The 11,639-nt window shown below is 67.9% G+C and carries 13 protein-coding genes; 3 read left to right on the top strand and 10 right to left on the bottom strand.

The features are described 5' to 3' along the window. A partial coding sequence (locus VD972_RS44380) for an acyl-CoA dehydrogenase family protein (protein WP_324996018.1) occupies window positions 1-808 on the bottom strand: 808 nt, incomplete at its 3' end. Between the two features lie 167 nt (window positions 809-975). On the opposite strand from VD972_RS44380, the gene VD972_RS44375 reads away from it, so the two are divergent. Beyond that, window positions 976-1,971 carry a hypothetical protein gene (locus VD972_RS44375; RefSeq protein ID WP_324996016.1) on the top strand — a complete coding sequence of 332 codons (996 nt, stop codon included), beginning with the start codon at window positions 976-978 and terminating at the stop codon, window positions 1,969-1,971. Between the two features lie 126 nt (window positions 1,972-2,097). Here VD972_RS44375 and VD972_RS44370 read toward each other — a convergent pair whose 3' ends face one another. The 8 genes from VD972_RS44370 to VD972_RS44335 form a co-directional block, all read right to left on the bottom strand. After that, window positions 2,098-3,876: an AMP-binding protein gene (locus VD972_RS44370; protein ID WP_324996014.1), complete on the bottom strand. Its 1,779-nt coding sequence runs from the start codon at window positions 3,874-3,876 to the stop codon at window positions 2,098-2,100. 11 nt (window positions 3,877-3,887) lie between these two features. After that, on the bottom strand, window positions 3,888-4,316 hold the full coding sequence (locus tag VD972_RS44365; protein ID WP_324996012.1) for an acyl-CoA thioesterase: 429 nt from the start codon (window positions 4,314-4,316) through the stop codon (window positions 3,888-3,890). A gap of 3 nt (window positions 4,317-4,319) precedes the next feature. Continuing rightward, a complete protein-coding gene (locus VD972_RS44360; protein ID WP_324996010.1) occupies window positions 4,320-4,679 on the bottom strand; it encodes a holo-ACP synthase in 360 nt (119 codons plus the stop codon). Further along, complete coding sequence (locus VD972_RS44355) at window positions 4,673-5,638, bottom strand: ferritin-like domain-containing protein (protein WP_324996008.1); 966 nt, start codon at window positions 5,636-5,638, stop codon at window positions 4,673-4,675. Before VD972_RS44355 ends, VD972_RS44360 begins: the two co-directional genes overlap by 7 nt. Beyond that, window positions 5,638-5,928: a hypothetical protein gene (locus VD972_RS44350; RefSeq protein WP_324996006.1), complete on the bottom strand. Its 291-nt coding sequence runs from the start codon at window positions 5,926-5,928 to the stop codon at window positions 5,638-5,640. Before VD972_RS44350 ends, VD972_RS44355 begins: the two co-directional genes overlap by 1 nt. A gap of 145 nt (window positions 5,929-6,073) precedes the next feature. After that, on the bottom strand, window positions 6,074-7,249 hold the full coding sequence (locus tag VD972_RS44345; protein ID WP_324996004.1) for a CaiB/BaiF CoA-transferase family protein: 1,176 nt from the start codon (window positions 7,247-7,249) through the stop codon (window positions 6,074-6,076). A 102-nt stretch (window positions 7,250-7,351) separates the two neighbouring features. Beyond that, window positions 7,352-7,678, bottom strand: coding sequence for an SCP2 sterol-binding domain-containing protein (locus VD972_RS44340; protein WP_324996002.1), 327 nt, complete (start codon window positions 7,676-7,678; stop codon window positions 7,352-7,354). A gap of 81 nt (window positions 7,679-7,759) precedes the next feature. After that, window positions 7,760-8,128 carry a response regulator gene (locus VD972_RS44335; protein WP_324996000.1) on the bottom strand — a complete coding sequence of 123 codons (369 nt, stop codon included), beginning with the start codon at window positions 8,126-8,128 and terminating at the stop codon, window positions 7,760-7,762. Between the two features lie 193 nt (window positions 8,129-8,321). Between VD972_RS44335 and VD972_RS44330 the strand changes: the two genes are divergently transcribed. Beyond that, on the top strand, window positions 8,322-9,335 hold the full coding sequence (locus tag VD972_RS44330) for a HAMP domain-containing sensor histidine kinase (RefSeq protein ID WP_324995998.1): 1,014 nt from the start codon (window positions 8,322-8,324) through the stop codon (window positions 9,333-9,335). A 74-nt stretch (window positions 9,336-9,409) separates the two neighbouring features. Next, window positions 9,410-9,667: a twin-arginine translocase TatA/TatE family subunit gene (locus VD972_RS44325; protein ID WP_324995996.1), complete on the top strand. Its 258-nt coding sequence runs from the start codon at window positions 9,410-9,412 to the stop codon at window positions 9,665-9,667. Window positions 9,668-9,809: 142 nt separating this feature from the next. Here the strand turns inward: VD972_RS44325 and VD972_RS44320 are convergent. Then, window positions 9,810-11,639, bottom strand: a 1,830-nt coding sequence (locus tag VD972_RS44320; RefSeq protein WP_414654245.1) for an AMP-dependent synthetase/ligase, incomplete at its 5' end; no start/stop codon positions are given.

Raw genomic sequence — 11,639 nt, 5'->3', positions numbered from 1 at the left:
CCTCGCGCTCGTTGCCGTAGCGGATGCAGTCCTCCACCATCCGCTCCATCCCCGCCACCGTCGTGATCGCTCCCACCAGGCGCTCGCCCTGGAAGTTCGTCATGATGTGGTAGAAGCCCTCGTTCTCCTCCCCGAGCACGTACCGGCGCGGGATCCGGCAGTCCTCGAAGTACAGGATCGCCGTGTCCGAGGACAGGTTGCCGATTTTGTCGAGCTTCTTCGACACCGAGAAGCCCTTCACGTCCGTGGGGAACGTCACCAGCGAGATGCCGCCGTACCCCGCCTCGCCCGTGCGCACCCCCAGCGTGATGAAGTCCGCTCGCGTCCCGTTGGTGATCCACATCTTCGAGCCGTTGATGACGTAGTCGTCGCCGTCCCTGCGCGCCGTCGTCTTGATGTTCGCCACGTCCGAGCCCGCCCCAGGCTCGCTCACGCCCAGCGCGGCGATCCGCTCGCCCTTGAGCGCCGGCTCGAGGAACTCGCGCTTCTGCTCATCCGTCCCGAGCTCGTTGATGATCGGCGTCGCCATCTGGCTCTGCACGAGCAGCGCCATGTTCACGCCCGCATTCTGGCTGCGCGTCAGCTCCTCCGAGAACGCGGTGACGAACCAGTAGTCCAGCCCGCTGCCGCCGTACTTCGGATCGTGGTTGATGCCCAGGAAGCCGAGCTCGCCCGCCTTCTTGAAGATCTCCCGCGGGAAGATGCCCGCTCGATCCCACTCCAGCGCGTGCGGCGTCAGCTCCTTTTCGACCCAAGCACGCACCGTCTTGCGAAAGGCCTCGTGCTCCTCGGTGAAGGGGGTGATCATGGCTGGCTCCTCCAGAAGATTGATTCGCCAGTCAATAGCAGGCGCCTTGCGCGTGAACAAGCGTCCTCCCCTGCCCTCTCATGCTCCTGTCCGCTTCTCTCCTGCTCCTCGGCCTCGCTAACGCTGCCCCGCCAGCCTCCCCCTCCACCGCCGAGCAGCTCCGCACCGTGTGTCGCACCCACGGTGCGGACCCTCGCAATCCCTGGGCGCTGGCCCACGGCATCGTCCTGGCGGGGCGCGCCTTCCGAGCGCGTGACGGGCGGCTGGCCGCGGAGATCATCGTCTCTGACTTCCTGCGCCGGGATGGGGCTCCCGGCGGGCGCGGGCTGTACTTCGAGCCCTTCACTCCGGACGGCACGCCCGTGGAGCCGCACCCGGCGCTGCAGGTGAAGACACTGCTGCTGGCGGGCATTCCCCTGAGCCGGAAGTTCCAGGCCGCGTGGGGCCCGGTGACGCTGAGAGCGCTCGTGGAGGAGCTGCAGCGAGACTTCCGCCCGGAGCTGGCCTCCTCGCCCGAGGGGGCCTGGGCGCTCGACGCGCTGGGCCATGTCCTCGCCCCCGGAGCGACCTTCCGGAACGGCGAGGGAGAGACGGTGCGCTTCGACGCGGTGAGGGATGAGGCGCTCGCCACCCTGGAGCGCGCGCACGAGGACCTGGCCGCCGGCATGAGGGCCAGGCTGCCCCAGGTGCCCAAGCAGAAGCAGGGCATCTACACGCACCCGTGCGGGGGGCTCCACTTCTTCCAGGCCGTCGCGAGCCAGGCGCGCCACCCGGCCGTGCGCAAGGCGTGGGGCCAGCGACTGGACACACAGGTGGACGTGCTCGTGTATCGACTGGGCTCGGAGGCTCGCCAGTATGAGGCCGCACTCGCGGAGGCTCCTGGCACGTACCGGCTCCCGTTGCTCTCGCAGTCCCTCAAGTTCTACGGCCACTTCCTGGAGACGCTCGGGCGGTACCGGCGGGAGAACGGCTGGAGCCCCACTCCCCCACAGCGGCAGGCAGTGACACGGGCCCACCAGCTCCTCGATGCGACGGTCCGCCGGCTCGGAGAGGCGGGAACCCTCCGCGATCTAGAGTCCCTCTCCAAGCAGCAGCCGCAGCTCTACCGGGACCTCGTGGGTGACGCGTGCCACGCGGCGCACGGGCTCGCCGAGTGGAGGTGAGCGCCCCGGCCACCCTACCCCTCTGCGGCGCTCCTCGGCGTGGAAGAGGCGACCGGCAGCGGGAACCCCGGGCGGGGCTGCTCCTCCACTGCGCATGGCACGAACCTGTCATACAAGCGGACAGGTTCAGGGCGGGCGCGTCCGCCCGGAGCCTCGCGCAGACGGAGGAGCTGTCGTTGGCTTCAGTACAGCTCGGACTCGCTGCACCACCGGGTCGAACACCGCTCGCCCGGACTCGAGCCACCGACTCCCGCGCTTACGGGCCTCGATCAGCGAGCCATAGAAGAGCCGCTCCCCTCGCATGCGCAGTTGGTCCGCGCGCAGCCCCATCGGCGTGGAAACGCGGATCCGCCCCTGCTCGTAGGCCTCCGTCATGGCCCGGCGCCGGAGCTTGCCGCTGCTCGTCTTCTGGATCTGCCCGTAGCGGATGAACAGCACGTCCTGCGGCGCCACGGAGACGCCCACTGATTGCATGATCGCCGCACACACCTGCTGCTGGCTCTGGGCGCGCTGCTCCAGCGCCGCGAGGGAGTGGAGCTCGGCCAACACCACCATCCTCCCCTGTGTCTGGATGACCACCGTGCGGCCCGGGCGGATGAACGGCAGCCGCTCGATGGCCTGCTCGAAGTCACTGGAGAAGTAGCTCTGTCCGTTGATCTTGATCCGATCGTTGACGCGGCCGGTGATGAACAGCTCTCCGCCGTCCATGAAGCCCAGATCGCCCGTGGAGTAGAAGGCCTCCGCGCCCAGCAGCGGGCGCTCGTGCTCGAAGTACGAGGCCGCCAGGCTGCCCCCTCGTAGCTCGATCTCCCCGAGCTCGCGCTCGCCGCAGAGCCGCCCGTCCTCGGAGCGCAGCCGCACCTCGAACCCGCTCAATGGGGGCCCCACGGAGATCGCCTGCTGTCCGTTGGGCCCGGTGATGACCCGCAGCGGCTGGGACCCCGTGCAGGCGACCGCCACCACCGCCTCGGCCATGCCATAGCTGGGCCGGATCGCTGTCCGCTGCAATCCCCGAGGCGCGAGCAGCGCCATGAAGCGCTCCAGGTTCGGGATGTTGATGGGCTCGCTGCCGAGGCCACAGCACCGGAGCGCCGACAGCTCCAAGCGCTCCAGCTCCTCCGCCTCCAGGTACTTCAGCAGATAGTCGACCGCGAAGTTGGGGATGATGGTGAGGGTGGTGCGGCACTTCGACATGAACTCCAGCCACCCTACCGGATTCATGAGGAAGCTCGTGGGCTGGGCGATGTGGATGTCGCAGCCCCCATAGACGCAGGCCAGCACCGAGGCCACCAGCCCCATGTCGTGGTACAGCGGCAGCCACGTGCAGCCCCGGTCGCTGGAGCTGAAGCGATGGAACGTGGTGAACATGCGCAGGTTCGCGACCAGCGCGCCCCAGGTGACGGGGACACCCTTGGGATGAGAGGTCGAGCCCGAGGAGAACTGAACGAAGGCCAGCGTCTCGGGGGATGGCGCTCTCAAGCCTCCCGTCTCCAGGCGGGCCCCGGCGGGAGGCAGCGGCACGCGGCGCAGGGGAAGCTCCAGTGACTTCAGGCTCGGCGCGTCCAGGAAGAGGGAGACGCGGTGGCGCTCGGCGATCCGTAAGAGGAAGTCCTGGTAGGCCTGCTTGGGGGTGCTGAGGATGTAGGGCTTGACCGAGAGCGGCACCGCCCCGAGTTCCAGCAACCCGAGAAAGGAGACGATCAGGGTCGCCGACGTCTCGAAGGGGAAGAGGATGCGATCGCCGGGCTGCACCCCCTGCTGCCGGAAGTGTGCCGCGCACGCCGCGATCCGGGCGGGCAGCTCCGCGTAGGAGATGAACGTGGGTGTGTCGGCGAAGTCTTCATAGAGGAAGAGGCCGCGCTGGGGATCGGCGGCCAGGACTCGGGCGTAGAGCGAGTCGGACATGAGCAGCCCCTTCAAGTCTTCGGGATCTGGGCCAGTTCCAGGTACTCCTGCAGCGAGCACAAGGAGCGCCCTGGGGTGCGGACGAAGGCCGCCTGGATATGTGCCTCCACCGCGACCTTGCGGCCCGCGTCGGTGAGGAGCTGCTGATGGAAGCGGACGCGGTAGTGGACGGCCTCCGGGTCGTCCAGCTCCTCCGAGCCTGGCGACTCGAGGCACGTGCGGACCACCACCTCCTGCGGCGCGATCTCCTTCAGGTAGTCCACCTCGACGCGCATGGTGACGCCCACCACCGGGGTTCCCCGGCGCAGGGAGTTCCGATCCATCCACGCCCAGCGCCCGGCCTCCAAGTACTCGAGCACCGTCGCGTTGTTCACGTGGCCCTGGCTGTCCAGATCATTGGGACGCACGAGCAGCGTCAGGGAGACATCCTCGAGGCGCACGGTTCAGACTCCTATGACGACCACGGTCGAGACGAAGCCGCCACTGTGGGAGATGGAGAGCAACACCTTCCAGCCATTGCGCTCCACGTGCTCTCGGAGGACACCGTGGAAGCAGAAGTAAGGGGCACTCCGCTCGTCATGGAGCACCTCCGCATCGGTCCAGCTCCACCCGGACAGAGGCGGCAGGGCCTTGAACAAGGCCTCCTTGCTCGAGAACGCCGCGGCGAGGCTCTCCGCGGGAGAGCGGCTCTGGCTGAAGCGCTCCGTCTCCCGCGCCGTGAAGAAGGAGCCCGGCTCCCGCAGCGCCTCCACCTTCTCCATCTCCTGGAGCGCCTGGAGATCGTGCCCCAGCCCGATCAGCACCCGACCAGCTCCAGCCAGGTGTCCTCCACCTCCTCCGCGGAGGCGCAGGAGATGCCGGTGATTCGCTTGAGCGCGTGGAGGATGAGGGAGCGCTTGCGCTCGAGCGACTCTGGGGCCGCCACCATCTCACTGGCTCCTTCCTCGAGGTGATCCCACCAGTTGACGTGAGTCTCGCGGTGCTCCACCTGCTCACGGGCAACCCCGTAGAGCTCGCCCCCCTCCCGCAGGAAGAGGTGGGCCACGGCAAAGGCCTCCTTGGCGGGGTACGCGCCGCTGTCCACCATCGCCTTGGCGAACGAGATGAAGTACTGCATGTGCTGCACCTCGTCGGCGCCCACGTGCTTGAACAGCGCCTTGAGGCCCGGATCCCGAACGCGCCGCATATACTGGCCATAGTTCACCGCGGCGATTCCCTCGGAGAACGACAGCATCGTCACCGTGCGCAGCAGATCGTCATCCGGGAAGATCTTCCGGTAGTCGAGGACCGTGGCGTCATCCAGCGAAGCGAAGCCCAGCATCCGCGTGAGCTGGAGGAAGCCCATCTCGTGGTGGGACTCCTCCTCGTTCCAGTAGCGGCTCCAGGTGCCGAGCGATTGGATGATGGAGGCCACCGCTGGCTCGGTGCTCTGGAAGCGCCGGCACTCCGCGTCGGCCAGGCGCGACATGCGGTCCGCGCTCGGCTTGGCGGTCATCTCCGCCCGCCCCGCGTTCCAGATCACGAACCGATCCAGCTCCGTGAGCTGCTCCGGGCGCACGGCCGCGAGCAGCTCCATCACGCTCCAGCGCCGGGACTCGTGGTGGCGGTGCTGCTCCCAGGTGATGTCCATCAGCGTCCGGCCCTCTTCCTTGAAGGCCCGGTAGAGATCCCGGATCACCCCGGGCCGCTGCAGGGCAGGCTCGGTGTCGCTCTCTCCGAGCCCCGCAGCCAACGACGCGTTCTGATAGGCGGTGGCTTCCATCAGGAATTCCTCCCCTGCTGGCACTCCTGGACGAACAGCTCCATCACGCGCGAGATGGGCGTCTCCAGCGACAAGGCCGGCAGCCGCACACGGACGCCGTACTCCTTGCGCAGCGCATTGGAGGACTTCGCGAAGGCCTCCATCAGATCCACGCTGTTGTGCATCTTCTCAGAGCGCAAGATCACCTCGCCCAGAGACAGGTCCTCTCCGAACAGCACTTCAGGCGACAAACCCACGTTTTCGCAGAACTTCCGGCCAATGAAGTCCTTCAAATCAGCGACCTCCGCCATGGGTGCCCTCCGGGGGGTGTTCACTGCTCCTATGTAGTTTCCGCTACTTTGAGAGGAATGCCAAGCTCTTACCCACCTGATGGGTTCGAACAAAGCGATCCGCCCCTGGGAGTTAGGAGGTGAACGGGAGCATGGGCCGGAAGTCCTATGGGAGGCCCAGCCGCTGGAGCTCCTCGGGGGTGAAGCCTGCCTCGGTGAGGATCTCCCGGGAGTGCTGCCCGAGCGCCGGAGGCGGCCGCAGCGGTGTGGCGCCCATGCGCAGGGGTGTGAGCAGGTGCGTCACCTTGCGCCCCCGCTGCGCATCCTCCACCTCCGCGAAGAGGCCGCGGGCCCGGTGCTGCGTATCGGCGAGCACCTCGTCCCCCTCCAGCACCGGCTCGATGCACAGATCGGTGCCTGCGAAGAGCTGCTGCCAGTGCGCCAGGGGGTGCTCGGAGAAGAGGCGCGACAGCTCGGCCTTCACCCGCTCCGCCCCGCCGCCTACGTCGTACCCGGCCTCGAAGAGATCCATGCGTCCCAGGCGCTCGCACAGGCCGGAGAAGAACTTGGGCTCCAGCGAGCCCACCGCCAGCCACCGTTCGTCCTTCGTGCGGTAGAGGCCGTAGCAGGCGTAGCCGCCGTTGAGCGCCTCGCGCCCGCGCTGGAGCGGCTGTCCCTGCTCGCCCATGATGAGCCGCGCGGCCAGGTGCATGTGCAGGAAGGCCATGGAGCCCTCCGTCATGGAGACATCCACCAGCCGGCCCTGCCCGGTGCGCTCGCGCTCGTGCAGCGCCGCGAGGATGCCCACCAGCGCGAAGAGGCTGCCTCCGCCAATGTCGCCGATCTGCACGCCCGGGAAGGCCGGAGCCCCACCCGCCGTCCCCCCGTAGCCGAGCACCCCCGCACGCGCGATGTAGTTGATGTCGTGCCCCGCCTTGAGCCGGTCCGGCCCCGTCTGCCCGTACCCGGAGATGGCGCAGTAGATGAGGCGCGGGTTCTCCGCGCGCAGGGCCGCCTCCCCCACTCCCAGCTTGTCCATCACCCCGGGCCGGAAGCTCTCCACCAGCACGTCGTAGCCGCGCACCAGGCGCTTGAGGGCGTCACGGCCCTCGGGGGACTTGAGGTTGAGCGTCAGCGAGCGCTTGTTGCGGTTGAGCCCGTAGAAGAGCGCGCTCTCGTCGTCCCTCAGGGGTGGCATCTGGCGGATGTAGTCGCCGCCGTCGGGTTCCTCCACCTTGTCCACGGTGGCGCCCAGGTCCGCGAGGACGAGCGTGGCATACGGGCCGGGCAGCAGACGCGAGAGATCCAGCACCTTGAGGCCGGTGAGCGGGAGCGTGTTCATGGGGCTCGGGGGGGGCAGACACGACAACGGCGCGGCCCCCGGTGGGAGGTCGCGCCGCGGTGGAGGCGCCCCTTCAGGGCGCCCAGAGAGAGAAGGAGCTTCCTAACCCAGCAGCTTGGCCAGCTTCATGGCCAGGCCCATGTCCATGGGCTTGAACTTGAGCTTGCCGGACATGGCCGCCATGTTCGGGTTGAGCTGCTTCTGACGGATCTTCACGAAGTCTTCGTTGCTCACCGTGATGGTCATCTTCGCCTCGCCGTTGTGGCCAGACGACACCCACTCGGAGGACTTCGTCAGGTCCAGCGTCCAGGCTCCACCGCCGTCACCGGTGATATTGAAGTGGATGATGGAATTGATGTCCTTGGCCATCTCCGGCTTCTGCTGGAGCGCGCTGGGAATCTCCGTCTCGATGATGTCCTTCGAAGTCATGCGTCCCTCCTCGTTTGACTTGTGAATCAACGACGGGCGGGACCGTAGTGGCGGGTCCCGGGCAGGTCAAGCCCGAGAGGGCTACTTGGGCGGGGGCTTCTTGAGCGCCCGGCGCACCATCTCGAGCAGATCGTTGAGCTCGAAGGGCTTGGCCAGGTGCCCCACGGCGCCAATCTCCAGCGCCTTGCTGCCCACGTTGCGGTCCGCGCTCAGGACGATGAGGGGGATGCTCGAGATGGCGGGGGGGCGCTGCCGCATGCGCTGGGCGAACTCCCACCCGTCCATGACGGGCATCATCAGATCCAGGAGGATCAGCTGCGGAGGGTCCGGCTCCAGCCGCTCCAGCGCCTCCTTGCCGTTGCGGGCGCGGCGGATCTCGAACCCCTCGGCCTCCAGGATCTCGGAGAGGGCCTCGAGGATATCCGGGTCGTCGTCGACAACGAGGATCACGGTCGAACTGTCGTGTGGTGCGTTGAGCGGAGCCAGAGAGCCTTCTCCCGTGGATGCAGCGGGGGATTCTCCATCAATTCGGCCACCTGGGCCGCAAGAAAATGGGGACGCTTCCATGCGGGCAGGGGCCCGTTGCAAAACCGACAGTCCCTCCCCACTCTTTCCCGTGATTCGTTGGATGGGGGGGTGCGAGATGGGCCAGGGGGATCAAGGAGCAAGCGACACCGCGGCGGCTCCCGGGCTCGCCCTCCTGCCGCGCCAGGGAGCCCCACGGCTGCTCGGCCGGTTGCTGCTCGAGCACCTGGGCCTCACGGCGCTGCCTCCCCTCATCGAGTCCGTCAGCGACCTGCTGGAGCGGGCCGGCTTCCATCCCCGGGCCGGTGCGGACGACATCTGGGAGCGCAATGGCATGGCCGTGCGCGCCGGCGAGTACCCGCTGGAGGATGGGGCACGGCTGGTGTGGACCTCGGCCCTGACAGGGGCTAAAGCCGAGCCTCCGCAGAGCCAGGTGCGCTACCTGTCACTGGCCTCGCACGATCTGCGGGGTGCGCTGGCCAACATCCGCTCCTACGCGGCCATGCTCCTCAGCGGGCGGATCCCCTTGGAGCCCAAGGCCAAGCGCGGCCTGGAGACCATCCTCCGCAACGCGGACCGGGCGCTCTCGTTCGCGCAGGACTTCTTCGACACCCGCCGTGCCGAGCTGGGCTCGCTCGCCTTCGAGCGGGAGCAGCAGCCGCTCGAGCCCCTGCTCGCCTCCGTCGTGGAGCACCAGCAGGCGGCGGCGCAGGCCGCGGAAGTGACGCTGGTGCTGGACGGGCATGCGCCCCTGCCGCTGGTGGACATCGATGCCGGCCGGATCCAGCACGCGGTGGAGGCCTTCGTGCAGCACCAGCTGCTGCGGGCCCAGCCCGGGGAGCGGATCCATGTGCAGGCCGTGCCCGAGGGCGCCGGGGTGCGGGTGGAAGTGCGGCGCCAAGGCCTGCCCCTGTCGGACGAGGACACGGCCCTCGTCTTCTCCCACCAGGAGCGCGCCTTCCGGGAGAAGAAGCTGGAGGATGCGCTGCGCGTCCACCTGGCCCGCCTGGAGGTGGAGGTGCACGGCGGAAGTGTCGGGGCGGAGACGGACCCTGAGGGGACGACCCTCTTCTTGACCGTGCCGGCCAGGGTTTCCCAGGAACTTGCTCCCCCGGCCACCGCCCAGCCCTGAGGGGCACTGCCGAGTCACTGGCGAGCCGCGCCGCTGGCCGGTATGCTGCTCCCGTTTCCTTCCAGGAGTGGTCCATGGGCGGTCTACGGATGCCAGAGCTGTTGCTCATCTTCGCGGCGCTGCTGCTGCTCTTTGGCGGCTCGCGGCTGCCACAGCTGGGCGCGTCGCTGGGCAGCGCCATCCGCAACTTCAAGCGCGGCTTCGGCGGCGGCGACAGCAACAACGAGCAGGCCACCGAGGAGAAAAAGCCTCAGGGCCCGCCGGGCACGCTCGCCAGCGCCACCACGGTGGACCCGAACGCCCAGGCGAAGACGCCCAGCGCTCAGGGCTGAGCCCTCTTCCTACCCCCGAAGCACCCACGCCCGGCCACCTCAGAGGTGAGCACGGGCGTTGTCGTTTCCGGGGACGGCGGCCCTGCCCCCCTCGCGGGAGGCAGAGGGCCAGGATGTCCTGGCCCTGGGGGCGGCCCGAGCCTCAGTCGGCGCTCTTGCCCTCGTACAGCTTGTCGAGGAGCGCCGCGTACTTCTGGCTGCAGAACTTGCGCTTCACCTTCAGCGTCGGCGTCAGCTCGCCACTCTCCTGGGTGAAGTCCGCGTCCATGATCTCGAACTTCTTGAGACTGCTGTAGGGCGGCTGCTCGGAGTTGACCTTGGCGATGATGTCCTGGACGGCGGCGCGGATCTCCGGCCGCTTGCCCAGCTCCGCGTACTCGCCGATCTGGACGCCCTGCTCGGCCAGGAGCTTCTTGGCCACCTCCTCCGTCACGGTGATGAGCACCGCCAGGTACGGCCGCTTGTCCCCGTAGACCATGGCCTGGCTGATGAGCGGGAAGTTCTTGAGCGTGTTCTCGAGGTTCTGCGGCGCTACGTTCTTGCCGCCCGCGGTGACGATGATGTCCTTCTTGCGGTCGGTGATGCGCAGGGAGCCATCCGTGTCCAGCTCGCCGATGTCCCCGGTATGGAACCAGCCGTCCGACTCCAGCACCTCCGCGGTGGCGGTGGGGTTCTTGTAGTAGCCCTTCATCACGCACGGGCCGCGCACGAGGATCTCGCCATCCGAGGCGATCTTCAGCTCGGTGCCGGGCAGCGCCAGGCCCACGGTGCCGATCTTGATCTTCTCCGGCCGGTTGCAGGTGCAGGGCGCCGAGGTCTCCGTGAGGCCGTAGCCCTCCAGCACCTTGAAGCCGAGCAGCTCGAAGAAGTAGGCGATCTTCTTGGAGAGCGGCGCACCACCGGAGACGAACAGGCGCATCTTGCCGCCCAGCCTCTCGTCCAGCGTGGCGCGCACCTTCTTGAACACCAAGGCCTGCGCCAGCGAGAAGCCCAGCGAGCTGTACTCGCGGCCCTGCATCTTCGCCTCGACGTACTCGTCGAAGAGCCGGAAGGCCCAGCGGAACAGCTTGCCCTTGAGGCCCGGCGCCGCCGAGCCGTTGGCCACCACGTTGTTGTACACCTTCTCGAAGACGCGCGGCACCGCGGGGAGCACGGAGGGATGGGCCTCCGCCAGGTTGGGCAGCAGCTTCTCCACCGACTCGGCGAACATGAGCCGGAAGCCCATGCCCAGCCACGACGCCTTCACCACCTGCGCAAACGAGTGCGCCAGCGGCAGGAACAGCATCACCGAGTCATTGGGATCCATCAGGCCAATGATCCGCGCAATCTCCGCCTGGTACGACCAGTTGCCGTGCGTGAGGATCACGCCCTTGGGATCGCCCGTGGTGCCCGAGGTGTAGATGAAGCCCCAGGTGTCGTCCGGCTTCACGGCCTTGGCCCGCTCGTCAAAGGCGCCGGGCTGAGCCTTCTCGGCCGCCTCTCCCAGCGCCAGCAGGTCCGAGAGTGACATCTCCCGGTCCCCGTTGGCCGCGCCCTCGAAGACGACGATCTTCTTGAGGTTGGGACAGTCGCCGAGCCGCTGGCGGACGCGGGAGAGCCGCCCGAGCTGCTTGGCGTCCTTCTCGTCATTGTCCACGAAGAGCAGCGTGCTCTCGGAGTGGTTGAGGATGTAGCGGCACTCGTCCGGGGTGTTGGAGTTGTAGATGGGCACCGTGATGGCGTGCGCGGCGGAGATGGCCATGTCGCACACCACCCACTGCAGCGTGGTGTTGGCGAAGATGGCCACGCGATCGCCGGGCTTGATGCCCTGGGCCACGAGCGCCGAGGAGAGCGTCTTCACCTGCTCGAGCACCTGGTTCCAGGTGACGTCCTGCCACTTCCCTTCCCGCTTGTGGGTGACGGCGGCCTTCGAGCCCGCCTGCTGAGCCTGGTGGATCAACAGCTCGATCAGGTTCTTCGTCCCCGCTCCGGC

This window comes from Hyalangium sp., assembly GCF_035629615.1.
Taxonomy (GTDB): Bacteria; Myxococcota; Myxococcia; order Myxococcales; family Myxococcaceae; genus Hyalangium.
Note: the sequence above shows the minus strand (reverse complement) of the source record. Positions and strands in the feature narration are given on the sequence as shown.

Excerpts from the sequence above, each read along its gene's own strand:
- VD972_RS44325 (WP_324995996.1), top strand. The coding sequence starts at position 9,410 with ATGGGCGGTCTACGGATGCCAGAGCTGTTGCTCATCTTCGCGGCGCTG.
- VD972_RS44340 (WP_324996002.1), bottom strand. The coding sequence starts at position 7,678 with ATGACTTCGAAGGACATCATCGAGACGGAGATTCCCAGCGCGCTCCAG.
- VD972_RS44350 (WP_324996006.1), bottom strand. The coding sequence starts at position 5,928 with ATGGCGGAGGTCGCTGATTTGAAGGACTTCATTGGCCGGAAGTTCTGC.
- VD972_RS44370 (WP_324996014.1), bottom strand. The coding sequence starts at position 3,876 with ATGTCCGACTCGCTCTACGCCCGAGTCCTGGCCGCCGATCCCCAGCGC.
- VD972_RS44330 (WP_324995998.1), top strand. The coding sequence starts at position 8,322 with ATGGGCCAGGGGGATCAAGGAGCAAGCGACACCGCGGCGGCTCCCGGG.
- VD972_RS44345 (WP_324996004.1), bottom strand. The coding sequence starts at position 7,249 with ATGAACACGCTCCCGCTCACCGGCCTCAAGGTGCTGGATCTCTCGCGT.
- VD972_RS44355 (WP_324996008.1), bottom strand. The coding sequence starts at position 5,638 with ATGGAAGCCACCGCCTATCAGAACGCGTCGTTGGCTGCGGGGCTCGGA.